This window comes from Stappia sp. MMSF_3263 (genome assembly GCF_030733745.1).
In the GTDB taxonomy this organism is placed as follows: Bacteria; Pseudomonadota; Alphaproteobacteria; order Rhizobiales; family Stappiaceae; genus Stappia.
Window position 1 is genome coordinate 1 of sequence record NZ_JASHIK010000037.1, and the last position, 24,268, is coordinate 24,268.

Sequence of the window (24,268 nt, forward strand, 5' to 3'; positions counted from 1 at the left end):
ACGCTCGGCCGTTGCGGCAGGCCCGCAGCGCAACCGCCTCAGCCTCATCCCACTCGCTCTGGGAACGAATGGGCCCCGGGTCGCGGCTTCGCCTTGCCCGGGGTGACGGCTTGAGGGTGTTGCGACCTCATAGCTCTCCCCCACGCAAATGGCACCGCGCAAAGCACCAGCCGGCGTTCATCGGGAGGCGTCCGATTTCCTTTCCATCGCTCTCAAGAGCACAAACAAGCCGAGCGTCGACAGACACGCCGGCAAAAGCACGAAGACAGCCGAAAATAGCCATCCCTGCCAAAAATGCCCCGTAAGAGACAAAACAACCGAGACACACCAGATAACCATCAGACAAAAATTCGCGGCACAAAGCGCAAGAGAGTCGAAATACATCGATAATAAAAAAATAGCACAATTACCAGAAGCAGGATCGCGAAACAGGAAGTGGCCGATGCGGCCCCGACGATCGAGACGGAGACCAAACCGACAGAAAGAGCATGAAGAATGCGAGCCAATCGGGTCACGTCAAGCAAACCACGATTCTGGAAACTCTCGGCATTGCTTCCAAGGCTGACATTCCGCCGCCCTCACTCAATGAACCCCATCCGCGCCTTCTCCTCCATCGGGTTCTCGCCCGGCCAGTCGACGAGGAAATTCTCGTAGTCCTCCAGCGGAACGCCGTCCTCGGGGAAGGTTTTGCCGCGCGCCGAGATGCCGGCGGCGTGCACCGTGTCCGGATCGCCGGAGACGAGCGGGTGCCACCAGTAGAGGTCGCGTCCCTCGCCCACCAGGCGATAACCGCAGGTTGGCGGCAGCCAGGTCAGGTCCGGCACGGTCTCCGGCGTCAGCGGCAGGCAGTCGGGCACCTTTTCCAGCCGGTTCTCGTAGTCGCCGCAGCGACAGGTGCCGGCATCGAACAGGGTGCAGGCGAGCGAGGTCCAGGCGATCTCGCCCGTGTCCCAGTCCTCCAGCTTGTTGAGGCAGCAGCGGCCGCAGCCGTCGCACAGCGATTCCCACTCGCCGTCGGTGAGCCCGTTCAGCCCCTTGCGCTTCCAGAACGGCGCCTCGGCGTCCTCATGCGCGCCGCCCGCTGCCTTGTCGATCATCTCAGGGTCCATCGCTCTTTCCCGGGGCGCTGTGCTGTCACTTGTTGAAAGGCCCGACGGATCGGGAGTAAAAAGGGGCGCCCGTCAAGGCGCTCCCGGCCTTGCGGGCGCGGCGGCGCGCGTGCGAATGTCCGCAAGTATTTTCCGGCACGTCATCCGGCCGACCGGCCGGCGCTGCCCGTTGCGCGGGACATTCCGGCGCCGACAGTTACGGCCATAACAGAACGGACGGTCAAGGTGAACCAGCGATCCGGCGATCCGGACAGGCAGCCAGGCGCTCATGCCGGCGGCGGGGCAGGCAGGCAGGCAGGCGAAAATCCCGCCGGCGGCGGTCCCGCGCCGGGCATGCGGCGGCCACTGGGCACGCGGGTACGCGCCGGGCTGCTGTCGGCCGATGCATGGGTCGACACCGCCATCTGGCGGCTGTTCTCCTCGCTGCGCTCCGGCGTCGAGGGCTACTCGGCCTGGCTCAGGCGCTTTCGGGCGCGGGGCGCCGGCCGGGTCGCGGCGGAGCTTGCCTCCGACGGGGTCACCTTCGGCCTGCTCGGCCTGATCGTGCTCTTGACGCTCGCCCAGGATGCCTTCCAGCAGACGGAGCGGGCCGACTGGCGCACCACCGAGGACTTTTCCGTCACCTTCCTCGACCGCTTCGGCAACGAGATCGGCAAGCGCGGCATCCTGCTCAACGACACGGTGCCGCTGGAGGAGATCCCCGACCACCTGATCAAGGCGGCGCTGGCGACAGAGGACCGGCGCTTCTTCTACCATTTCGGCATCGACGTGATGGGCACGTTCCGCGCCATGATGGAAAACGTGCGCGCGCGCACCGTCGTGCAGGGCGGCTCCTCGATCACCCAGCAGCTGGCCAAGAACCTGTTCCTGTCGAACGAGCGCACCCTGGAGCGCAAGATCAACGAGGCCTTCCTGGCGCTGTGGCTGGAGATGAACCTGTCCAAGCGCGAGATCCTCAAGCTCTATCTCGATCGCGCCTACATGGGCGGCGGCACGTTCGGCGTCGCGGCCGCGTCCGAGTTCTATTTCGGCAAGAACGTGCGCGAGCTCAGCCTTGCCGAGGCGGCGATGCTGGCCGGCCTGTTCAAGGCGCCGAGCAAATACGCCCCCCATATCAACCTGCCGGCGGCGCGCGCGCGCGCCAACGAGGTGCTGACCAACATGGTCCAGGCCGGGTTCATGACCGAAGGCCAGGTGATCGGCGCAAGGCGCAATCCGGCTGTGGCCATCGACCGCAGCAAGGACCGCTCGCCCGACCATTTCCTCGACTACGCCTTCGAGCAGGTGAAGGAACTGGCGCGCACCCGGCCCGAGCTTGCCAATGACCGCATCGTCACGGTGCGCACCTCGCTCGACCCCGGCCTGCAGCGGCAGGCCGAGCGCGCCGTGCTCGACAACCTGCGCCAGCACGGGCCGCGCTACCACGTGGAGGAAGGCGCCGTCGTCGTCGTCGTGCCGGAGACGGGCGCCGTGCGCGCCATGGTCGGCGGCAAGGACTACGGCGAGAGCCAGTTCAACCGCGCCGTCACCGCCATCCGCCAGCCGGGTTCCTCGTTCAAGCCCTTCGTCTACATCACCGCCTTCATGAACGGCTACTCGCCGGCCTCGGTGGTGCCCGATGCGCCGATCTCCATCGGCGGCTGGAGCCCGCGCAACTATTCGCGCGGCTATGCCGGGCCGGTGACGCTGAAGACCGCGCTGACCAAGTCGATCAACACCATCCCCGTGCGCCTTGCCCAGGCGATCGGCCGCGACAAGATCGTCGCCTACGCCCATGCGATGGGCATCACCACCGAGCTGCTGATCACCCGGCCGCTGCCGCTTGGCGTGGCCGAGGTGACGGTGATCGACATGGCCGCCTCCTATGCGAGCTTTGCCAGCGGCGGGCTCAAGGTGACGCCGACCGCGATCCTGGAGGTGCGCAACTCCGCCGGCGAGGCGATCTACGAGCATGCCATCAGCCGCACCCCGCCCGAACGCCTCTTCCCGGAGGAAAAGGCCGGCGAGATGAACGAGGTGCTGGTCAATGTGGTGGAGAACGGCACCGGCCGGCGCGCCCGCGTCGAGGGCGTCACCGCCGCCGGCAAGACGGGCACCACGCAGGCCTATCGCGACGGCTGGTTCGTCGGCTACACCGGCAACTATGCCGCCGCCGTCTGGTTCGGCAATGACGACTTCACCTCCACCGCGCGGATGACCGGCGGCAGCATCCCGGCGATGACCTGGCAGGCAATCATGGAATATGCGCACAAGGGCATCGAGTTGCGGCCGCTGCCCGGCGTCGACCGGCCGCCGCGCGCGCCCGACGAGGTGCCGGTTGCCGGCATCGGCGCCGACCGGCCAAGGCTGCTGCGCGAGCAGTCCATCGCCGTGCTGGAAGAGATCGGCGCCCGGCTGGACGTCATCGGCAAACGGGTCGAGGCGCCGTCCTCCGCCAGCGGGGAGCCGGTCGCCCAGTGACGATACCGGTGACGACACCAGTGACGATGCCTGCCTCCCTGCCCGGCCGGGCGAGCGGCCGTCTTCGCGGTTCCGGCATGCGCGGCTCCCGCCGTCGCGCCTCGCTCCCGGTCAACCCGGAGGCCGACGGGCAGATGCCCGACCGCCTGCCCGCCATCCTGCGTCCCCGGCGGCGGACATTCGCGCTCAACCTCGCCCTCGTGCTGGCCATCGCCGTCTCCGTCGGCTTCCTCAGCGCCTATTTCGCGGTCGAGCGCGGCCCCGCCTTCGGCACGCTCAATCTCGGCGTCTGGGAAGCACGGCCAAGCCAGGGCACCCGCGAGGCAGATCCCTATTCCGCCGCCACCCACGCGCGCACCGGCCGCGTGCCGCTGGCCGATGGCGAGGGTCTCGTCTTCCTGGCGCGCACCGATTCCTCCGGCGCCCTCCTGTCGCCGGCCTGCGACTATGTGATCGCCGGCCAGGCTGCCCCGGCCCGGCTGTGGACGCTGGTGCCGCTCGATGCCGGGTTGCGGCTGGTGGCGACGCAGGGCCCGCGCGCCGGTCTCGACAGCCGTCACCTGTTGCGCCGTCCCGACGGCGAGTTCACCGTCACCGCCGCCGCCCGGGCGCGGCCGGGCAACTGGTTGCCCACGGCCGCCGATGCCGCCGGTCTCGTCTTCGCGCTGCGCCTCTACGACACGCCGCTGACCACCGGCACGGGCGTTGCCAACGTGCCGATGCCCTCGATCTTCCGGGGGGACTGCCGGTGAGCGCCCGCACCTCCGATCGCGGCTTCTGGCGGGAGGTTCTCGACGGCACCCTGCCCGTTCGCGCCGCGATGATCCTCCTCGCCGGGCTTTTCCTCGGCGGCATCATTCACGTCGTCACGGTGCTCGGCGTGCCCGCGCATGTGCCCCAGACGGCCTATGCGCGCATCAGCGCCTTCGGGCCGGACGGCGTCTTCAACCGGCTGCCGGATGTCGTGCCCGGGGCCGAGCCGCTGCCGATGCTCGACCCGACGATGCTGCATGCCGCCTGCCGCTTCGATCTTGGCCGGGGACCGCTGAAGATCGAGGCGGCGCTGCCTCCGCCCTTCTGGTCCTTCGCTCTTTTCAACGCGCGCGGCCAGGCGATCTACAGCCTCAACGACCGCACCTCGGGCAGCGGTGGCCGGCTCGATGTGCTGGTGATCACCACCGAGCAGCTCAGCGTGCTGCGCGAGAACCCGCCGGAAGGGCTTGAGGACCTGATCGTCATCGAGACCGACGAGACCATGGGCTATGCGCTGCTGCGCGCCTTCGACGGCGAGCCCCTGCGCCGCGACATCGTCGAGGCAGCCCTTGCCGAGGCCCGCTGCACGGTTCTCGCGCAGCAATGATCCGGGCTTCCGGCTCCCACGCAAACGAAAAGCGAGACCCATGACAGCCAGCGGCGAAACACCGAGCCAGGCACCTGACGACCGCGTCCTGCGCGCCACCCGCAAGGCGATTGCCGTTTTGCGGCCGCATCTGGACGCGCATTTCTCGCTGCGCCTGTGGGACGGTTCCGTGGAACCGCTCGGCGGCAACGTGGTGCCCGGCCTGATGCTGGAGATCAATGCGCCCGGCGTGCTGCCCTCTCTGCTGCGCCGCCCCTCGCTCGACCGGTTGATCCGCCACTACGCGCACGGCCATATCGACATTTCCGGCGGCACCATCATCGATATCGGCATGCCCTTCGCCACCGACCGCGCCGCGCGGCGGCGGATGCGCAAGGTCGGCAAGCTGGCGCTGGCACGGGCGGCCCTGCCGCTCCTCACCGCGCCCGCCATCTCCCCCGACGAGACCCGCGGCTTCGGCGGGGCATCCGACGGGCGAACCCGCAAGGGAGCGGCCGACAACAAGCGCTTCATCGGCTTCCACTACGATGTCGGCAACGACTTCTACGACCTCTTCCTCGACCCGGAGATGCAGTATTCCTGCGCCTATTTCCCCTCCGAAGAGGCCTCGCTGGAAGACGCACAGACCGCCAAGCTGGAAATGACCTGCCGGCGGCTGCGCCTGAAGCCGGGCGAGACGCTGCTCGACATCGGCTGCGGCTGGGGCGGACTGCTCTGCCATGCAGTGCGTCATCACGGAGTGCGCGGCCACGGCGTCACCCTGTCGGAGGAGCAACTCGCCTTCGCCCGGGCCAAGGCCGAGCGCCTCGGCATTTCCGACCAGGTCACCTTCGAGCTGAAGGACTACCGGGATCTCGACGGCCGGTTCGACAAGATCGTCTCGGTCGGCATGTACGAGCATATCGGGCTCGACAACATCCCCGCCTATTTCGGCAAGGTGCAGGGCCTGCTCGCCGAGGGCGGGTTGTTCCTCAACCACGCGATCTCGCGGCGCTCCAAGAAGCGGCGGCGGCGACTGATCACCCGTCCCGAGCAGCGGGCGCTGCAGAAATACATCTTCCCCGGCGGCGAACTCGACGATATCGGCCACACCGTCGCGGAGATGGAGCGGGCCGGCTTCGAGGTGCAGGACGTGGAGAACTGGCGCCAGCACTACGAGCGCACCACGCGGGTGTGGTGCGAGCGGCTGACGGCGCGCCGCACGGAAGCCGAGGCGCTTGCCGGGCCGGAACTCTACCGGCTGTGGGTCGCGTATCTGGGCGGCTGCGCCCTCACCTTCCATCGCGGCTCGGCGCGCATTTACCAGGTGCTGTGCGGCAAGTCGGCCAAGGGCCTGCCCGCCATTCCGCTCACCCGCGCCGACCTCTACCGCTGAGGCGTGCCGCCCGCCTCCTCCAGGATCCAGAGCCGGAAGGCGCGCATGGCCGGCGTTTCCTCGCGCGATTTCAGCCAGGTCAGCCAGTAGGCCCCGATCGACACCTCGATGTCGAAAGGCCTGGCCACGCGCCCCTCGCCGATCTCCCTGGCGAACATGGCAACGGGCACCAGGGCGATGCCGTCGCCGCGCGCCGCCGTCTCGACCAGCGCGCGGGAGGAATCGAACATGAAACCGCGCGCCGGCAGCGGCTCCATGCCGGCGGCGCGAAACCATACGGCCCACTCGTCCTGGCGATAGGAGCGCAGCAGTTCCTCGCCCGCCAGATCCTGCGGGCGGGTGAGCCGGGCGGCGACAGGAGCGGAGCACACGGGCGCGAAAGGCGCCTCCATCAGGCGGACCGCCTCGGTCGCGTGCCAGGCGCCATCGCCGAAGCGGATGAAGACGTCGAGCCCGTCGAGCAGCATGTCGGCACGGTTGTTGTTGGTCTTCAGGCGCAGGTCGACATGCGGGTGGCGCGCGCGGAAGGCGTTGAGACGCGGCAGCAGCCAGCCGATGGCGAAGGTGCCGACGACGCCGATCGTCAGGATCTCGCGGAAGTTGCCCTGCTCGAACTGGCTGAGCGTCGCGCTCATGCGGCGGAACGCGTCGGTGAGGACCGGCAGCAGGGCATGCGCCTCGTCGGTCAGGGCAAGGCCGCGCGGCAGGCGTTTGAACAGGGTCAGGCCGAGGCTCTCCTCCAGCGCCTTCACCTGGTGGCTGATCGCCGTCTGCGTCACCCTGAGTTCCAGCCCCGCGCGGGTGAAGCTGCCGAGCCGGGCGGAGGCCTCGAAGGCGCGCAGCGCGTTGAGCGGCAATTGCGAAACATCCATACCGGGCTCCTTCCCAAGGCCAATATTTTCTCATGTCTATGCCGAGAATTGATCGTTTGGCGAGGGCTTAATGCATCCGCATAGTCGCGTCCGAGGGTTGGGGAAACCGACGCAATGGTTTTCGTGACCGGCGGATGCCGGGCGGAACCGCACCCATACGGAGACATGGATCATGCTGAACTTGTCACGCCGGCAGGCACTTGCCGGCTCGCTGCTGCTTGCCCCGGCGGTCACCGCCACGCTGAACAGCTCGCCCGCGTTCGCCGGTTCCGCCGGCAAGGCGGATGTCGAGGGACGGCTTGCCGCGCTTGAGCGCAAGACCGGCGGGCGCCTCGGCATCGCCATCCACGACATGGCCAGCGGTCAGACCTTCGGCCACCGGGCGGACGAGCGCTTCCTGATGCTCAGCACGTTCAAGTTCCTGCTTGCCGCCTTCGTCCTTGCCCGGGCCGACCGGGAGGAAGAACGCCTCGACCGCCGCATTCCCTTCACCAAACGCGACCTCGTGTCTTGGTCGCCGCGCACGGAAGGGCATGCCGGCGGTCCCGGCCTGACGGTCGCGGAGCTGTGCGAGGCAACCATGACGCTCTCCGACAACACCGCCGCCAACCTGCTGCTGGCGAGTTTCGGCGGACCGGCGGCGCTGACCGGCTTCGTCCGCTCGCTCGGCGACGGCATCACCCGCCACGACCGCACCGAACCCACGCTCAACATGCATGACGGTCCGGACGACCTGCGCGACACGACCACGCCGGCGGCAATTGCAGCCACGATGCGCAAGCTGCTGTTCGGCGACGCGCTGTCGCGCCGCTCGCGCGACCGGCTCACCGCCTGGCTGATCACCAACCAGACGGGCGACACGCGGCTGCGGGCCGGGTTTCCCGCCGACTGGCTCGTCGGCGACAAGACCGGCACCAACAATATCGGCGGCGCCAACGACATCGGTGTCGCCTGGCCGAGCGGGCGCAGCGCACTGATCGTCACGGCCTATTGCGAGATGCCGGACGCAAAGCCCGAGGCCCGCAACGCGGCCATGGCGGAGATCGCCCGCATCGCCGCGTCCATCTGAGGCGCGCGGGCGGGGCCGGTCGCGTCAGAGACCGTGCGGCCGGACCGTCACGCGGCCCCCGCGATGCCCCCGCCCCCGCTCTGCAAACGAATGGCCCCCCGGTCAAGCCGGGGGTGACCGCCCGAGGGCCGGGCGGCATCCGGACGCTCGCAACCCACTCAGGCGTCATCCCCGCCCCCGAGCGGGGATCCATTGGCAACCCCGGCAAGTGCGATGGCTTCCACCGGTCGCGGCAGGGACCGGGCGGCTGACCCTCACGCCACCGCCGCGATGCCCCCGCTCCCGCTCTGGGAACGAATAGGCCCCCGGTCAAGCCGGGGGTGACCGCCTGAAGGCGGGGTGGCGCCGAGAACTGACAGAACGCGAGAGGGTGAAGCGGCGGTATCATCTGGCGCTTCACGTGATGTGCAGGCGCGCGGCGCATCCCGTCCTGCGCGCTCCTTCAGCGCGACCGGCAACACGCCGCCCCTTGCCCCCACTCGGGTGTCATCCCCACCCCCGGGCGGAGATCCGTTGGCAACCCGGCAAGTGCGATGGCTTCCACCGGTCGCGGCAGAACGAAGACGCGGGCTTCTGCAATCCCGCCCGTCATCGGACATTTCTTCAATGCATGGCGGGCGTGCGAGGCTACACGATGGTCTCCGACCCGAAGTGCAGAACAGGAACCGTGCCATGACCGTCAGGCGCATCGTCGCCAATATCGCCGTCGCCGATACCGGCCCCTCACAGGCCTTCTACCGGGACATTCTCGACCTCGAGCCGGTGATGGACCACGGCTGGTTCGTCACCCTGGCCGCCACGGCTCACAGCCCGGCGCGGCCGCAGATCGGCATCGCCACCGAAGGGGGCTCGGGCACGCCGGTGCCGGATCTTTCCATCGAGGTGGACGACCTCGACGAGGTCATTGCCCGCATCGAACGCGCCGGCCTCGTTCCCGAATACGGGCCGGCCCTTGAGCCCTGGGGCGTGCGCCGCCTGTTCCTGCGCGACCCGAACGGCCGCCTGCTCAACATCCTGGAACATTCGGGGAGGAGTGAGCCGCCGGCAAGGCTCTCATCCTTGGCTTGACCGGGGATTCATCGGCTCCCCCGGTTGGCGCGAGAACTCCCGACAGCTACGGCAGGCACCCGTCCCCTCCTGCCCGCCATCTCGGTACAAGGCCGGGCAAGTCCGTTCACCGCCGAAGCCACGCTGTTTGCTCTCGCCGGCCTTCTTGCCGCCTCGCATTGAGTTGCGCCAGGACCTGACCGGCATGGCTTTCCTTTCCTGCGATAAACCGGATGAGTTCAGCTTCATATGTGCGGGGAACAGCATCCGTCACCGACGCACGTCGCCGGACGACCGTCCACCAGTCCGCGAGCGCGCCAGGAAGCCCGGCCTCCAACTTGGCATCCGACGCAGCGTCGAGCACGGGAAAGTACCGAAACAACGTGGCGAACACCGCATCGACAAGCCCGAACGCCTCACCGGCGAAATATGGTCTCGGCCGAAAACGCTCGTCGATTGTCTTCAGCCGTTCCGCCAGTTCAGTCATCGAGGCCGAGAGAGCCGACGCGTCGGCGTCACGATAGATGATGCGGGCGACGATACTCAGCAGGCCGTCCGCATAGCCCATCCAGGCTTCGTGGCGGGCTTGCGCCAAGGGATCGTCCGGCATCAGGCCGCCGCCTGAAACCCGGTCCAGATAGCGCGCGATGGCGCCCGATTCGAACAACCAGTCATCAGGCCCGATCCGAAAGACCGGAACCTGACGGCCCGGTGAAATGTCCTGCAGCCAGAAAGGTTTGTTGTCCAGGTCGATATCGGTCCGCTCAAAGGCGAGGCCTTTTTCCCGCATCACGATGACGACCCGTTGCACGTAAGGGCACAGCCGGTGCCCGACAATCTTGTAGGGCACCGACATCGCTTAGCCAGTCATGCAATGGATATTGAGCTTGTTGCCGTGCGGGTCGCGGAAATACGCGGCATAAAAACCCTCTGCACGAAGCCCCGGCTTGCCCTCGTCCGTGCCGCCCAGTTCCAGCGCCTTTGCGTGCACACGGTCGACCTGTGCCTGATCGGCTGCAGCAAGCGCGATCATGACGCCGTTGCCGACCGAGTAGGCCTTTCCGTTTTCGGGGATGTGAACTGAAAACGCCGGACCGCCATTTTCGCTCGCCCAGACGATGAAATCGTCCATGTGCATGATCTGCTTCGCGCCGAACTCCGCCAGGAGAGCATCGTAGAAGCGCTCCGAGCGGACCAGATCGGCCGTGCCGAGCGATGTGTACCCAATCATTTCGAACTCCGTCGTTGGGATTCTTGAGACGAGGAGATCGTATTTCATTGCAAATTCTGCAGAAATAGACATGTTTGCAAGAGTATCTTTCAAAAATGAAATGAACGCAGTTTGGATTGGAACCTTATCAAGGTGTTTCTCGCGGTCTGCGAGACGGGCTCCCAGGTACAGGCCGCCAAGCGCACCGGGCTGAGCCATGCGACGGTCTTCCGGCACATCTCCGCGCTGGAAGAGCAAACGGGAACGCGTCTGTTCGAACGCGTCAAAGGCCGCTATGTGCCGACGGACGCCGGCGACGAAATGCGTGAGATCGGTCTCGGCATCGCTCAGTCTTTTGAGGCGATCGATCGGCGCGTTTCCGGCCGGGATGGAAGCGCCGAAGGGATTGTCCGCCTTACCGCGCCGCGCAGCTTTGCCGACGCCGTGCTGCCGCACTATCTGGCGGATTTCTGTGACGCACATCCGAATATCCAGGTGGAGCTCCTGGTTTCCAACCAGGAGATGAACATGTCGGACCGGAGCGCGGACATCGCGTTGCGGATCGCCCAAAGCCCACCGGATCATCTTTGGGGCCGGCGCGTTCTCAGCATCGACTGGGCAGTCTACGCCGCCCCGTCCTACCTGAAATCCGCGCCGCCGCTGAATGGAGCGGACGACCTGGCAGGGCACAGATTGATCGCGCCTGCGGGGCAGCTGCTGCGCCATCCGGCTTTTCGTACAGCCCTCGGTCGGACGCAGCCCTTGACCGCGATCAAATGCGACGACCTCACCACGATGGCGTGCCTGGCGGCGGAAGGTTGCGGCGTCGCCCTGCTGCCTGACGATTTACAACGGCCGGATTTGAAGCGATGTTTCACGTATCCTGCGGCGACTGTGAACACGCTCTGGATTCTCACCCATCCCGACTTGCGCAGCGTGCGCAGAATATCGCTGCTCATGGGATTCCTCGCAAATGCCTTCAATCGCGATCCCCGTTGGAATGGCGTGACGGCACATAAACGCCGTACCGGCAAAGCATGATCATGGTGCAGTAAGGCAATCGTGCCCGTCTTCATCTCCTCCCGCCCGTCCGCAGCGGACCACCCGAAACACCCTGTCCAGAGCCACGCCCTATGACGAGCCAGCAAGGCGCCGTGCGCCCGTTCGACGTGACCAGCCGCAGCGTGCTTGCCATCGCCGTGCCGATGACGCTCGCCTATCTGTCGACGCCGCTGCTCGGCCTCGTCGACACGGCGGTGATCGGCCAGCTCGGCGATGCGGCCCTGCTCGGCGGCATCGCGCTTGGCGGCGTGCTGTTCGATCTCGTCTTCACCAGCTTCAACTTCCTGCGCTCCGGCACCACCGGGCTGACCGCGCAGGCGGTCGGGGCCGGCGAGGGCGAGGAGGAACGCGCCGTGCTGTTCCGCGCGGTGCTGCTGGCGCTGGCGCTCGGACTTGCCGTCATCGTGCTGCAGCAGCCGTTCCTCACCGCCGGGCTGTGGCTGATGGGCGGCAGCACGGAAGTACAGGCGGCGACAGCCATCTATTTCGCGGTGCGCACCCTGTCGGCGCCGCTGGCGCTGGCGAACTACGCCTTTCTCGGCTGGTTCATCGGGCGCGGACAGGCGATGACCGCGCTCGGCCTGCAAACGGGGCTCAACGGCGTCAACATCGCGCTCTCCATCCTCTTCGTACTGCATTTCGAATGGGGCGTTGCGGGCGTTGCCGCCGCCACCGTCCTGTCCGAGGCGCTGACCGCCCTTGCCGGGGCAATGCTCGCGGCGCGCGCGCTGAAGGGCAAGCCCTGGCCCACGCGCGCGCTCATTCTCGACAAGGCCCGGTTCAAGCGGATGATGGCGCTCAATGGCGATATCCTGATCCGCTCCTTCGCGCTGATCCTGGCCTTCGCCTTCTTCGTCTCGCGCTCGGCCGCGCAAGGCGACACGGTGCTTGCCGCCAATGCGGTGCTGGAAAAGTTCTTCATGGTGGCGAGCTTCTTCCTCGACGGGCTTGCGACCGCCGCCGAACAGCTCGCAGGCAAGGCGGTCGGCGCGCGCTACCGCCCCGCCTTCGACCGGTCGCTGAAGCTCAGCCTCATCTGGGGATACCTGCTTGCAGGGCTGGTGGCGCTGGTGCTGCTGACCGCCGGGCCGAGCCTGATCCACGCCATGACGACGGCGGAGGACGTGCGGGCCGTCGCCATCCTCTACCTGCCCTGGGCGGCGGCGACGCCGCTCTTCGGCGTGCTCGCCTTCCAGATGGACGGGGTCTTCATCGGCGCCACATGGTCGCGCGACATGCGCAACATGATGCTGGTGTCGCTGGTGTTGTTCCTTGCCGCCTACCACCTCGCCTTCCCGGCGATGGGCAATCACGGGCTGTGGCTCGCCTTCACGGTCTTCCTCGCCGCGCGCGGCTTCTCGCTCCTGGCGATCACCGGCCGGCGGGCGCAGGAAACCTTCCCCGCCCAGCCCGCCTGATGCCTTCGGGGCAACGGCTTCCGGCTACCTGAGGCAGTCGAGGATCTCCGCCTCGCCGACAAGGCCGATCGGCGTCTCGCCATCGCATACGAGAACCGGCTCCGCCACGCCGCGCTTCAAGGCGATCACCTCGCGCACCGGCGTCTTCGGCGCGCAGCGCGGGCAGGCATCGAGGGCGGGCGGCGCCCCCTCCTCCACCGGCCGCATGATGTCGCGGGCGCGCAACACGCCGAGCGGGTTCATGTGGGCGACGAACTCGCTGACATAGTCGTTGGCCGGCTTGCGCACGATCTGCTGCGGCGTGCCGACCTGGATGACCCGGCCACCCTCCATGATGGCGATGCGCGAGCCGATCTTGGCCGCCTCGTCGAGATCGTGGCTGACGAAGATGATGGTCTTGTTGAGCTTGTCCTGCAGCGCCAGGAGCTCGTCCTGCAGATGGCCGCGAATGAGCGGATCCAGCGCCGAGAACGGCTCGTCCATCAAAAGGATCGGCGCGTCGGTGGCGAAGGCGCGGGCCAGCCCGACGCGCTGCTGCATGCCGCCGGAGAGCTCGTGCACGTATTTGTCGCCCCACTGGCCGAGGCTGACGAGGTCGAGCTGGGCATCGACCTTCTCGCGCCGCTCGCGCACCGGCATGCCGGCCAATTCCAGCCCGAAGCCGACATTCTCGCGCACCGTGCGCCAGGGCAGCAGCGCGAAGTTCTGGAACACCATGGCGATGCGGCCGCGGCGCAGCGCCCGCAACTCCTCGGGCGAACAGCTCGTCGGGTTGACCATGGTCTCGCCGTCGCGCACCAGGACCTCGCCCCGGGTGATGCGGTTGAGCCCGTTGACGGCGCGCAGCAGCGTCGACTTGCCGGAGCCGGACAGCCCCATCAACACGATCAGCTCGCCCTCCTCGATGTCGAGGCTGGCGCCGGCGACGCCGAGGATCTGGCCGGTCTCCTCCTGGATTTCGGCGCGGGTGCGGCCGGCATCGACCAGCGGCAACGCACTTTCGGGGCGCTCGCCGAAGACGATGTCCACATCCTTGAACGTGACGATCGGGGCACTCATTGCGTCTTGCCTCCGTTCTCGTCCTTGCGGAAGAAGCGGTCGAGCACGATGGCGACCAGCACGATGGCGATGCCGACCTCGAAGCCGCGGGCGATGTTGACTGTGTTGAGGGCACGCAGCGTCGGCACGCCGAGGCCGTCGGCGCCGACAAGCGCGGCGATCACCACCATCGACAGCGACAGCATGATCGTCTGGGTGAGACCGGCCATGATCTGCGGCAGCGCATAGGGCAGTTCGACCTTCCACAGCAGCTGCGACTTGGTCGCGCCGAAGGCCTCGCCCGCCTCGATCAGTTGGCGGGGGGTGGAGGACACGCCGAGCTGGGTCAGGCGGATCGGCGCGGGAATGGCGAAGATCACCGTGGCGATCAGGCCGGGCACCATGCCGAGGCCGAACAGGATCAGCGCGGGAATGAGATAGACGAAGGTCGGGATCGTCTGCATCAGGTCGAGAACGGGACGCATCGCGGCGTAGAGCCTCGGCCGGTGGGCGGCGGCGACGCCGAGCGGCACGCCGATCAGCATGCACACGGTGGCGGCGGCGATGACCAGCGAAAGGGTCTCGGTCGTCTCTTCCCAGTACCCCTGGTTGATGATGAGAAGCAGGCTTGCGGCGACGAACCCCGCGAAGGAGAGCTTGCGTCGCACCACCCAGGCAAGGGCGGTGGCGATGACCACGGCGGTCAGCGGGCCCGGGGCCTGGAGCAGCCACAAAATGCTGGCGATCAGCGCGTCGAGCACGGCGGAAATGCCGTCGAACACCCAGTAGGCATTGTTGGTGAGCCAGTCGACCACGGCTTTCGCCCAGGGTCCTATCGGCAGCTTGTTGTCAGTCAGCCAGTCGGTCAGCCAGTCCACGCGTCGCCCCGCCGTTTCAGTCCGGTTTCCGGAAAATCGTCAGCCTTGAAAGACCATCCTGCCTGCAAGGCCGGCCGCGCCGGGAGACCCCGTGCGGCCCGAGGGCGGGCACGTTGCCGGCGCCCACCCTCCTTGCGAATGTCTCAGCGGTTCGTCAAAGGCCGAGCGCGCCGCGGGCGGCGGCCATCGCATCGCCGCCATCCATCGTGGTGACGCCGTCGAGCCAGGCATCGAGCACGGACGGGTTGCCCTTCAGCCAGGCCTGCGCGGCCTTGTTCGGCTCGGTGCCGTCATTGAGGATCGCACCCATGATCTCGTTTTCCATCGCCAGCGAGAACTCGAGGTTCTCCAGGAACTTGCCGACATTCGGGCACTCGCTCGTGTAGCCCGCGCGCACGTTGGTGTGCACGGTGGCGCCGCCGAAGTTGGGACCGAACACGTCATCGCCGCCGTCGAGATAGGCCATCTCGATATTGGCGTTCATCGGATGCGGCTCCCAGCCGAGGAAGACAACATCCTGCTGGCGACCGGCGGCGCGCGTCACCTGCGACAGCATGCCCGCTTCCGAGCTCTCGACGATGTCGAAGCCCTTCAGGCCGAACATGTCCTTCTCGATCATGTCGATGATCAGCCGGTTGCCGTCATTGCCGGCCTCGATGCCGTAGATCTTGCCGTCGAGGTCGTCCTTGAACTTGCCGATGTCGGCGAAGGTCTTCAGGCCCTTGTCGAACGTGTATTTGGGCACCGCCAGCGTGTATTTGGCGCCTTCCAGGTTGGTGCGCACGGTCTCGACCGACCCGTCCTCGCGATAGGCCTTGATGTCGGCTTCCATGGTCGGCATCCAGTTGCCGAGGAAGACGTCGATGTCCTTGTTCTTCAGCGAAGCATAGGTCACCGGGACAGAGAGGATCTTCACCTCGCTCTCGTAGCCGAGCGAATCGAGCAGCACCGAGGCGACCGCCGTCGTGGCGGTGATGTCCGTCCAGCCGACATCGGAAAAGCGCACGGCCTTGCAGGATGCCGGGTCGGCGGCAAGGGCAGTCGGGGCGGCCAGTCCAAGCGCCAGGGCTGCGGCGCCGAGGCGCAGGGCAAAAGTCTTCATTGGGTCTCGTCCTCCTGATCGCGGGGACGCGGCAAGACGCGACATCCCCGGGTTTGCTGCGGGCGGCTTGCGCCTGCCCGGTTTTCGGCAATCGCCAGGCTTGCGCGCCGGCGGCATGCGAAGGGTTGGCGACCCGCGGCAAGCGGGCGCCGGAACGGCACGGGCGGAAGCGGGAGGCAGCGCCAGGGTCTCGGATGCCTGCATCAGGCACCGGGATATCCCCGGGATCGGGCCCGCGCGGCGGCGGCCCCCGGATTTACAGCGACACTGTCGACCGGCGCCACGAAGAGGCAGCACGGCGGACATCGCTGGATGAACCTCATCCCTGGACGAAGTTCATCTTCGGAATAAGTTCAGGCGGGCCTCCCTGCCCGTTTCGCCGTGCATCAAAACATTTTTGGCCGGAATGTGCAATTCCCCGCTTTTTTTCCGTTTTTTCATTGATTGAACAGCCAATCAAAATTATTCCTGCATTACTGCCGGGAACCCGGGCAACAGTGGCGTCGCAGCGGATGCACGGACCCGGATGCCCTCCCGCAGGGGACAAGGGACACGGGACAGCCGCGCAAACCATCCCGGTCCGTCGGGACGGTCGCTCACGGCCCGCATCGAATCCGTCGCTGCCGCACCACGTGTCCGTCGTCAGATGGAGCCGTCACGGGAAGGCGGCGCCACGGACGCCACCGCCGGAACGGGAAACCGCCATGCCGCGCATCGGAATGGAAGCAGACCGCCGCAAGGCGCTGATCGACGCGACCGTGGAGACGATCCACGCACGCGGCTTCGGCGATGCGACCATGGCGGAGATCGCCCGCCGCGCCGGCGTTTCGGGCGGGCTGGCGCATCACTATTTCGGTTCCAAGGCCGGCCTTTTGAACGCGACGATGCGGGCGCTGCTCACCGACCTGTCGCGCGAGACCCGCGAACGCATGGCCAGGGCGGCCGGGCCGCGCGAGCGCATCTCGGCGATGATCGCGGCAAGCTTCGCTCCGACCCAGTTCCAGCCGGCGCTGATCTCGGCCTGGCTCGCCTTCTACCTGCAGGCGCGCACAGAGCCGGAAACGCGGCGGCTGCTCAGGGTCTATCACCGCCGCCTCGTGTCGAACCTTGCCCATGCCTTCGCCGCGCTGCTCGAGGGCGAGCGCCCCCGCCAGGCGGCCGAAGGCACGGCCGCGATGATCGACGGATTGTGGCTGCAGCACATCTTCGCCGACGGTCCTCCCCAGCCGCGCAGCGCCATGCGCCGGGTGGAGGACTATGTCGAACGCCAACTGGCCGGCTGACGGCGGCCCGAAGCAATGGACAACGCCATGCAGGACGCGACGCATATCGTCATCGGCGCCGGATCGGCGGGCGCGGCCCTCGCCTATCGGCTGTCGGAGGATCCGGCCAACAAGGTGCTGGTGCTGGAAGCCGGCGGCACCGATATCGGCCCCTTCATCCAGATGCCGGCGGCGCTCAGCTATCCGATGAACATGTCCCGCTACGACTGGGGCTTTGAAAGCGAGCCGGAGCCGCATCTTGGCGGACGGCGGCTGGCGACGCCGCGCGGCCGGGTTGTCGGCGGCTCCTCCTCGATCAACGGCATGGTCTATGTGCGCGGCCATGCCCGTGACTTCGACACCTGGGAAGAGATGGGCGCGCAAGGGTGGTCCCATGCCGATGTCGCCCCCTATTTCGAGCGGATGGAGACGAGCCACGGCGGCGAGGACGGCGTGCGCGGCACGTCCGGGCCGATGCATGTGACGCGCGGCAACAAGTGGAGCCCGCTCTACGACGCCTTCATCGAGGCGGGGCGGCAGGCCGGCTACGAGACGACGGCGGACTATAACGGGCTGAAGCAGGAAGGCTTCGCCGACATGGAGATGACCGTGTGGCGCGGACGCCGCTGGTCGACCGCCAACGCCTATCTGAAGCCCGCTCTGAAGCGCCCCAATGTCCGCCTGCTGACCGGCGTCGCCGTCACCCGCGTGCTGTTCGAGGGCACGCGCGCCACCGGCGTCGAATACCGGCGGGGCGGGCGCGTCGAGACGGCGGACGCGTCGGCCGAGGTGATCCTTGCCGCCTCGTCGATCAACTCGCCGAAGATCCTCATGCTGTCGGGCATCGGCGAGGCTGCCGCTCTCGCTGCCCTCGGCATTCCGGTTGTCGCCGACCGGCCGGGCGTCGGCGCCAACCTGCAGGACCATCTGGAGCTCTACATCCAGCAGGCCTGCACCCAGCCGATCACCCTCTACAAGCACTGGAACCTGGTCTCCAAGGCCTTGATCGGGGCGCAGTGGCTGTTCACCGGCACCGGGCTCGGCGCCTCCAACCATTTCGAGACCTGCGCCTTCATCCGCTCGCGCGCCGGCATCGAGTATCCCGACATCCAGTATCACTTCCTGCCCTTCGCCGTGCGCTACGACGGCAAGGCGGCGGCCGAGGGCCACGGCTTTCAGGCCCATGTTGGACCGATGCGCTCGAAGTCGCGCGGCCGGGTGGCGCTGACCTCGCCCGATCCGGACGCGCCGCCCTCGATCCTCTTCAACTACATGTCGCATCCAGACGACTGGGACGAGTTCCGCACCGCGATCCGCCTGACGCGCGAAATCTTCGGCCAGGAGGCCTTCGCCCCCTATCGCGGCCGCGAGATCCAGCCGGGCGAGGCCGTCCAGTCCGATGCCGAGCTCGACGCCTTCATCCGCGAGCATGCGGAAAGCGCCTACCACCCCTGCGGCACCTGCCGGATGGGGGCGGCGAACGATCCGCACGCCGTCGTCGATCCGCAAGGTAGGGTGATCGGGGTGGAGGGGTTGCGCGTCGCCGACAGCTCGATCTTCCCTCAGATCACCAACGGCAATCTCAACGCGCCCTCGATCATGGCGGGCGAGAAGATCGCCGACCACATCATGGGCCGAGAACCGCTGCCGCGTTCCAACAAGGAGCCGTGGATCCATCCGAACTGGCGGACAGAACAGCGCTGACGCCGTAGACTTGCCTCACACGGTCATCACACTTGCCCGCCACAGTCATTCGTTCGTGTCCGCCAGGAGAGAGTTCATGCGTGCCCAGCCCCCCGCTTCGCATTTCATCAACGGCAGCTATCAGGAAGACCCGCACGGACGGCCGTTCGAGAACCGCTATCCGGCGACCGGCGAGGTGATCGCCCGGCTGCACGCGGCGGGCGCGGAGACGGTCAACGCGGCCGTGGCCGCCGCGCGCAGCGGCTTTCGCGTCTGGGCCGCGACGCCCGCCGCCGAGCGCGGGCGGGTTTTGCGGCGCGCGGCCGAGATCCTGCGCCAGCGCAACCGGGAGCTTTCCGAGCTGGAAACGCTCGACACCGGCAAGCCCCTGCAGGAGACGCTGGTGGCGGACGCCGCCTCCGGCGCCGATTGCCTTGAATATTTCGGCGGGCTGACCGCGACGCTGACCGGCGAGCACATCGATCTGGGCGGGTCCTTCGCCTATACAAGGCGCGAACCGCTGGGCGTCGTTGCGGCGATCGGGGCGTGGAACTACCCGATCCAGATTGCCTGCTGGAAGGCGGCTCCCGCGCTTGCCTGCGGCAATGCGGTGATCTTCAAACCCTCTGAAATGACGCCGCTTTCGGCGCTGAAGCTTGCCGAGATCCTTACCGAAGCCGGACTTCCCGACGGCGTCTTCAACGTGGTGCAGGGCTTTGGCGAGACCGGCGCGCATCTCGTCTCCCATCCTGATGTCGCCAAGGTGTCGCTGACCGGGTCCGTGCCGACCGGAACGAAAGTCGCCGAGATGGCGGCAAAGACCTTGAAGCACGTGACGCTGGAGCTTGGCGGCAAGTCGCCGCTGATCGTCTTCGACGACGCCCATCTCGACAACGCCGTGTCGGCGGCGATCAACGCCAATTTCTATTCGAGCGGCCAGATCTGCTCCAACGGCACGCGCGTCTTCGTGCAGAAGGGGTTGAAGGACGCCTTTCTGGAGCGGCTGGCGGAGCGCACCGCCAGGGCCCGGCTCGGCGATCCGATGGACGAGAGCGTCGATACGGGACCGCTGGTCTCGCAAGGCCAGTTCGACAAGGTGATGGCCTATGTGGAGACCGGCAAGCGGGAGGGCGCACGGCTTGTCTGCGGCGGCATCCGGGCCACCGTCCAGGGCCTGCCCGACGGGCTGTTCGTGGAGCCGACGGTCTTTGCCGATGTCGCCGACCACATGACCATCGCCCGCGAGGAGATCTTCGGCCCCGTCATGTGCGTGCTCGACTTCGACACCGAGGAGGAAGCGCTGGCGCGCGCCAACGCGACCGAGTTCGGCCTCGCCGCCGGCGTCTTCACCCGCGACATCGCCCGCGCCCACCGGATGGTTGCCGGCCTGCACGCGGGCACCTGCTGGATCAACACCTACAACCTGACACCGATCGAGATGCCCTTCGGCGGATACAAGAAGTCCGGCATCGGCCGCGAGAACGGCCATGCGGCCATCGACCACTACAGCCAGGTCAAGTCGGTCTATGTGGAAATGGGCGACGTCGAAAGCGCCTATTGAGGCGAAAACGCGAAGGCCCACCTCGAGAGGTGGGCCTTGCAACTTCTGTTGGCGATGAGGGGGGGCTTGCGCCCGCGAGTCTCAAAGCCGTAACATGATTCAATATGGTTGCATGTATTTGAAAGTCAAGTTTTGACCAGCCCGCATGAGGGTCCGTGCCGTTTTCAGCAGACGAGATAAGGTGCCTGCCGGACGTGATTTCGGCACCCCGGTTTGCCACCTATCTTCGGGTTTGCGGCAATCGGCCTGCGCCCGCACTCGCTCTCTACCAGTGGAACCTGGAAATCTCCGCCGCCTTTCTCGTCCCCTTGCAGATTTGCGAGATCGGCGTGCGCAATGGCGTGGCACATGCACTCGAAGCCGTACACGGTCCCGACTGGCCATGGTCGAGCGGCTTCGCACGCAGCCTGCCACGGCCCAAAGCACTCTGGCAGTACGATCCGCAGGACGACCTGCGCAGGGTGGCAGGTCGGGCGATCACCGTCGGCAGGGTCGTCGCCGAACTCAAGTTCGCTTTCTGGGAAAAGCTCTTCACACGGGGGCAGGATGCTCGCCTCTGGCATCCCCACTTCCATACGGCATTTCCCGGCGCCCCACATGCGATACCGGTAGCAAAGGCGCGCGAGCAGGCGTTCGCGGATCTCCAGGCAATCCGCAAGTTCCGGAACCGGATTGCACATCACGAACCGATCTTCGCTCGCGACCTGCCGGCCGATTACACGCGTCTTCGCCAGATGATCGCTTGGCGCAACCCAGCGGCAGCGACCTGGCTCGACCGTATCGAACGGATTACCGCGCTGCTGCGCGACAGACCGTGAACCCGCTCACCCCTTCAGGAGGGCAAGCACCGCCTCGGGCGGACGGCCGATGGCGGCGCGGCTGCCGCGCATGACGAGCGGACGCTCGATCAGCACCGGATCGGCCACCATCGCCGCGACAAGCGCGTCCGCATCGCTGATATCGGCAAGCCCGCCCTCGCGATAGACCGGCTCGCAGGCGCGCATCAGGGCGCGCGGGTCGTCGAAGCCGAGGCCGGCCAGCGCGGCGCGGATCTCGGCCGGGACGGGTGCGTCCTTGAGATAAAGCCGCACCACCGGCTCGATGCCCGCCTCCCGGATCAGTTCCAGCGTCCGCCGCGACTTGGAGCAGCGCGGGTTGTGCCAGATGACGACGTCCTCCGCCGCGCTCATACCGGGAGTTCCTCGCCGTTGGCGTCGATATTGGCCCAGGCTTCGGCATTGCGCCCGACCGCCTGGTCGAGGCTTGCCAGCCCGTGCCGGTCGAGCGACAGGCCGAGATGGTTGAGGATGCGCCCGACAAGGCCGGGGCCCTCGTAGACGAGCCCGGTGTAGAGCTGCACCAGGTTGGCGCCGGCGGTGATCTTGGTCCAGGCGCTCTCGCCGCTGTCGATGCCGCCAACGCCGATGATCGGCAGACGCGGCCCGACCCGAAGGCGCATGCGCGCCAGCGCGATGGTTGACAGGCGGAACAGCGGCCGGCCCGACAGCCCGCCCGCCTGCGCGGCGCCCGCCCTGTCCTTCAGGCCCTCGCGCGCCAGCGTCGTGTTGGAGACGATCAGACCGTCAATGCCGCAACCCAGAACCTCGGTGGCAATGTCGTCGAGGCCCTCCTGGTCGATGTCGGGCGCAATCTTCAACAGCACCGGCACCGGGCGTCCGTGGCGGGCGGCGGCGGCCTCGCGCGCCTCCATCACCCGCGACAGCAACTCGTGCAGCGCGGCGCGCGCCTGCAGGTCGCGCAGGCCCGGCGTGTTGGGCGAGGAGATGTTGACGGCGAAATACGAGGCGAGATCGGCAAAGGCGTTGATCCCGTCGACATAGTCGGCGATGCGGTCGTCAGTGTCCTTGTTCGCCCCGACATTGACGCCGACGACGCCGCCGCGATGGCGGCGCGCCTCGAGCCGGGCGCGCAGGGCCGCGTGGCCCTCGTTGTTGAAGCCGAGCCGGTTGACGACGCCGCGATCCGCGACAAGGCGGAAGACGCGCGGCCTCGGATTGCCCTCCTGCGGGCGCGGCGTCACCGTGCCGACCTCGGAAAAGCCGAAGCCGAGCTTCAGGAGCGCGTCGGGCACCTCGCCGTTCTTGTCGAAGCCGGCGGCCATGCCGAGCGGGTTGGGAAAGGTCAGGTCGCCGAAGTTCACGGCAAGGCGATTGTCGGCCTTCACCCGGCAGGATGGCATCAGGCCGCTCGCCAGCGCCCTCACCGTCATGCCATGGGCCGTTTCCGCGTCGATGGAAAAGAGCGCCTTGCGGGCGAGCGCATCCAGCACGGAAGAAACCATCAAAGCCCCTCCGGAAACACATGCGCGCCGTCGGGTCCGAGCGGCAGCGGTCGCACCCAGACGGCGGCAGAGGCGGGCAACTCGCCGTAAAGATGCGGGAACAGGGCGCCGCCGCGCGAGGGCTCCCATTTCAGCGCCTCACCCAGCGCCTCCGCCTCGACGGCAACGAGGACAAGGTCGGCCTGGCCGGCGAAATGCTTCGCCGCCGTCTCGCGCAGTTGGTCGGCGGCCGAGAAGTGGATAAATCCGTCAGCCAGATCGACGGGCGCGCCGGTGAAGCGCCCGGCAAGCTCGGCCTCCGCCCAGGCTGCTTGCGGAGAAATCTTGTAGATCAGCGTCATGCAGCGCCCCCGGCCGGCTTGCGTGTCCTTGATGATGCCGGATTACAGGCTGGGGGCAGGCGAGACAAGGGTGCGCGTTGCCGCGGACGGCGGGAACAAGACGGGGGACAAGACGGGGACAAGCCCCCGCGCGGGGACCGGCGGACTGGCACTCGGGTGCCTTTAGGAATATATACCCGTAACGGGAATATCCCTCGGCAGTCCGCCCCCCACGCCCGGCGGACGAAAGCCCGAAGGCCGGGCCGCACAAGGCGGCCGCACGAAAGCCCGGCCGGCGACCCGGCCGGGTGCTGGAGCCACGCCATGCTGTCGCACGAGAGCGTCTGGTCGGCGATCGACCGCCTTGCCCGCAGGAACGGCCTGACCCCTTCGGGGCTGGCCCGGCGGGCGGGTCTTGACCCGACCACCTTCAACCCCTCCAAGCGCACCGCCGCCGATGGCCGGCCCCGCTGGCCATCGATGGAATCGATCGCCAAGATCCTCGGCGCCACCCGCTCCGAACTTGCCGACTTCGTCGCCCTGATCGACGAGCGCTCCACGCGCGCCGATGTCATGCGCTTTGCGATCCCGCCGACCCTGCCCCCGCTCGGCCTGTCGCAGGCCGAGGCGGGCGGCTTCTTCCATGACGGGGCGATGGACGCGCTGGCGCCGGAGGCCGCGCGCCCGGTCGACACGGGGCTGCTGCCCGAGGCGCCGGAGGCCGACACGGCGCTGCGGGTGGAGGGCGACACGATGCTGCCGCTTTACCGGCAGGGCGATGTCGTCGTGATTTCGCCGCGCCGCCCGATCGACCGTGGTGACCGGGTGATCCTGCGGCTCGTCTCCGGCCCCGTGCTGGCCCGGATCTTCGAGCGGCGCACACGCTCGCGGGTGGAACTCGCCCCGTTGATCGACGGCGCCGCGCCGGAACGGCTCGGCGTGTCGGAGATCGCCTGGATGGCACGGATCATCTGGGCGAGCCAGTAGCAATGGCGCTCACCGACAAGATCACCGGCCTCCTCGTCGCCGTCGCCGCCGGCGGGTTGCTGTGGTTCGCCGGCAAGGCCTATGTGAGCGGCGACCCGCCGCCGGAAAACAAGGTGGTGGCGGACGTCCCCGCTCCCCCTTTACCGGAAGGAC

At 67.5% G+C, this 24,268-nt stretch carries 23 protein-coding genes; 13 read left to right on the forward strand and 10 right to left on the reverse strand.

Features of this window, described 5'->3' with window-relative positions; translation table 11 throughout:
• Nucleotides 1-578: 578 nt before the first annotated feature.
• Entirely contained in the window at nt 579-1,109 is a 531-nt protein-coding gene (locus RBB46_RS22450) for a YcgN family cysteine cluster protein (RefSeq protein ID WP_306031299.1), read from the reverse strand.
• A gap of 333 nt (nt 1,110-1,442) precedes the next feature.
• Here RBB46_RS22450 and RBB46_RS22455 point away from each other — a divergent pair, with 333 nt between their 5' ends.
• Genes RBB46_RS22455 through RBB46_RS22470 form a run of 4 tightly spaced genes read left to right on the forward strand, consistent with a single transcriptional unit; the run spans nt 1,443 to nt 6,304 of the window.
• A complete protein-coding gene (locus RBB46_RS22455; protein WP_306031323.1) occupies nt 1,443-3,569 on the forward strand; it encodes a transglycosylase domain-containing protein in 2,127 nt (708 codons plus the stop codon).
• Between the two features lie 26 nt (nt 3,570-3,595).
• A complete protein-coding gene (locus RBB46_RS22460; protein ID WP_306031300.1) occupies nt 3,596-4,321 on the forward strand; it encodes a DUF1214 domain-containing protein in 726 nt (241 codons plus the stop codon).
• The gene (locus tag RBB46_RS22465) at nt 4,318-4,929 is read left to right on the forward strand and encodes a DUF1254 domain-containing protein (protein ID WP_306031301.1); all 612 of its coding nucleotides are present in this window, start codon (nt 4,318-4,320) and stop codon (nt 4,927-4,929) included. The genes RBB46_RS22460 and RBB46_RS22465 overlap by 4 nt, the downstream gene beginning before the upstream one ends.
• A gap of 40 nt (nt 4,930-4,969) precedes the next feature.
• Complete coding sequence (locus tag RBB46_RS22470; protein WP_306031303.1) at nt 4,970-6,304, forward strand: cyclopropane-fatty-acyl-phospholipid synthase family protein; 1,335 nt, start codon at nt 4,970-4,972, stop codon at nt 6,302-6,304.
• On the opposite strand, the gene RBB46_RS22475 is transcribed toward RBB46_RS22470, so the two are convergent.
• Nucleotides 6,295-7,176 carry a LysR family transcriptional regulator gene (locus tag RBB46_RS22475; RefSeq protein WP_306031304.1) on the reverse strand — a complete coding sequence of 294 codons (882 nt, stop codon included), beginning with the start codon at nt 7,174-7,176 and terminating at the stop codon, nt 6,295-6,297. The genes RBB46_RS22470 and RBB46_RS22475 overlap by 10 nt on opposite strands.
• A 172-nt stretch (nt 7,177-7,348) precedes the next feature.
• On the opposite strand from RBB46_RS22475, the gene bla reads away from it, so the two are divergent.
• Nucleotides 7,349-8,245 (forward strand): class A beta-lactamase, encoded by an 897-nt coding sequence (bla, locus tag RBB46_RS22480; RefSeq protein ID WP_306031305.1) that lies wholly within the window; start codon nt 7,349-7,351, stop codon nt 8,243-8,245.
• 672 nt (nt 8,246-8,917) lie between these two features.
• Nucleotides 8,918-9,313: a VOC family protein gene (locus RBB46_RS22485; RefSeq protein WP_306031306.1), complete on the forward strand. Its 396-nt coding sequence runs from the start codon at nt 8,918-8,920 to the stop codon at nt 9,311-9,313.
• 106 nt (nt 9,314-9,419) lie between these two features.
• Here the strand turns inward: RBB46_RS22485 and RBB46_RS22490 are convergent, their stop codons facing one another.
• Together RBB46_RS22490 and RBB46_RS22495 are read right to left on the reverse strand one after the other, a co-directional pair.
• A complete protein-coding gene (locus tag RBB46_RS22490; protein ID WP_306031308.1) occupies nt 9,420-10,148 on the reverse strand; it encodes a glutathione S-transferase family protein in 729 nt (242 codons plus the stop codon).
• Between the two features lie 3 nt (nt 10,149-10,151).
• Nucleotides 10,152-10,595: a VOC family protein gene (locus RBB46_RS22495; protein WP_306031310.1), complete on the reverse strand. Its 444-nt coding sequence runs from the start codon at nt 10,593-10,595 to the stop codon at nt 10,152-10,154.
• Between the two features lie 39 nt (nt 10,596-10,634).
• On the opposite strand from RBB46_RS22495, the gene RBB46_RS22500 reads away from it, so the two are divergent.
• Nucleotides 10,635-11,543 carry a LysR family transcriptional regulator gene (locus RBB46_RS22500; RefSeq protein WP_306031311.1) on the forward strand — a complete coding sequence of 303 codons (909 nt, stop codon included), beginning with the start codon at nt 10,635-10,637 and terminating at the stop codon, nt 11,541-11,543.
• Between the two features lie 92 nt (nt 11,544-11,635).
• The gene (locus RBB46_RS22505) at nt 11,636-12,982 is read left to right on the forward strand and encodes an MATE family efflux transporter (protein WP_306031312.1); all 1,347 of its coding nucleotides are present in this window, start codon (nt 11,636-11,638) and stop codon (nt 12,980-12,982) included.
• 24 nt (nt 12,983-13,006) lie between these two features.
• Here the strand turns inward: RBB46_RS22505 and choV are convergent, their stop codons facing one another.
• The 3 genes from choV to RBB46_RS22520 form a co-directional block, all read right to left on the reverse strand.
• The gene (gene choV, locus RBB46_RS22510; RefSeq protein WP_306031313.1) at nt 13,007-14,041 is read right to left on the reverse strand and encodes a choline ABC transporter ATP-binding protein; all 1,035 of its coding nucleotides are present in this window, start codon (nt 14,039-14,041) and stop codon (nt 13,007-13,009) included.
• Nucleotides 14,038-14,889, reverse strand: a complete 852-nt coding sequence (choW, locus tag RBB46_RS22515) for a choline ABC transporter permease subunit (RefSeq protein WP_306031324.1) — start codon at nt 14,887-14,889, stop codon at nt 14,038-14,040. The genes choV and choW overlap by 4 nt, the downstream gene beginning before the upstream one ends.
• A 163-nt stretch (nt 14,890-15,052) precedes the next feature.
• Nucleotides 15,053-16,000: a choline ABC transporter substrate-binding protein gene (locus RBB46_RS22520; protein ID WP_306031314.1), complete on the reverse strand. Its 948-nt coding sequence runs from the start codon at nt 15,998-16,000 to the stop codon at nt 15,053-15,055.
• Between the two features lie 704 nt (nt 16,001-16,704).
• Here RBB46_RS22520 and betI point away from each other — a divergent pair.
• The 4 genes from betI to RBB46_RS22540 all read left to right on the forward strand — a co-directional run bounded on the left by betI (nt 16,705) and on the right by RBB46_RS22540 (nt 21,324).
• Nucleotides 16,705-17,283 carry a transcriptional regulator BetI gene (betI, locus tag RBB46_RS22525; protein WP_306031315.1) on the forward strand — a complete coding sequence of 193 codons (579 nt, stop codon included), beginning with the start codon at nt 16,705-16,707 and terminating at the stop codon, nt 17,281-17,283.
• A 27-nt stretch (nt 17,284-17,310) separates the two neighbouring features.
• A complete protein-coding gene (betA, locus tag RBB46_RS22530) occupies nt 17,311-18,966 on the forward strand; it encodes a choline dehydrogenase (protein WP_306031316.1) in 1,656 nt (551 codons plus the stop codon).
• 76 nt (nt 18,967-19,042) lie between these two features.
• Nucleotides 19,043-20,506, forward strand: coding sequence for a betaine-aldehyde dehydrogenase (gene betB / locus RBB46_RS22535; RefSeq protein ID WP_306031317.1), 1,464 nt, complete (start codon nt 19,043-19,045; stop codon nt 20,504-20,506).
• 155 nt (nt 20,507-20,661) lie between these two features.
• Nucleotides 20,662-21,324 (forward strand): hypothetical protein, encoded by a 663-nt coding sequence (locus RBB46_RS22540; RefSeq protein WP_306031318.1) that lies wholly within the window; start codon nt 20,662-20,664, stop codon nt 21,322-21,324.
• A 6-nt stretch (nt 21,325-21,330) separates the two neighbouring features.
• Here the strand turns inward: RBB46_RS22540 and arsC are convergent, their stop codons facing one another.
• From arsC to RBB46_RS22555, 3 genes are read right to left on the reverse strand one after another with little or no spacing between them, the layout of a single operon-like run.
• Nucleotides 21,331-21,696: an arsenate reductase (glutaredoxin) gene (gene arsC, locus RBB46_RS22545; protein ID WP_306031319.1), complete on the reverse strand. Its 366-nt coding sequence runs from the start codon at nt 21,694-21,696 to the stop codon at nt 21,331-21,333.
• Entirely contained in the window at nt 21,693-22,808 is a 1,116-nt protein-coding gene (locus tag RBB46_RS22550; protein ID WP_306031320.1) for a quinone-dependent dihydroorotate dehydrogenase, read from the reverse strand. The genes arsC and RBB46_RS22550 overlap by 4 nt, the downstream gene beginning before the upstream one ends.
• Nucleotides 22,808-23,149 carry a DUF952 domain-containing protein gene (locus tag RBB46_RS22555; RefSeq protein ID WP_306031321.1) on the reverse strand — a complete coding sequence of 114 codons (342 nt, stop codon included), beginning with the start codon at nt 23,147-23,149 and terminating at the stop codon, nt 22,808-22,810. The genes RBB46_RS22550 and RBB46_RS22555 overlap by 1 nt, the downstream gene beginning before the upstream one ends.
• 303 nt (nt 23,150-23,452) lie before the next feature.
• On the opposite strand from RBB46_RS22555, the gene RBB46_RS22560 reads away from it, so the two are divergent.
• A complete protein-coding gene (locus RBB46_RS22560; RefSeq protein WP_306031322.1) occupies nt 23,453-24,115 on the forward strand; it encodes a helix-turn-helix transcriptional regulator in 663 nt (220 codons plus the stop codon).
• The last annotated feature ends 153 nt before the right edge of the window (nt 24,116-24,268 follow it).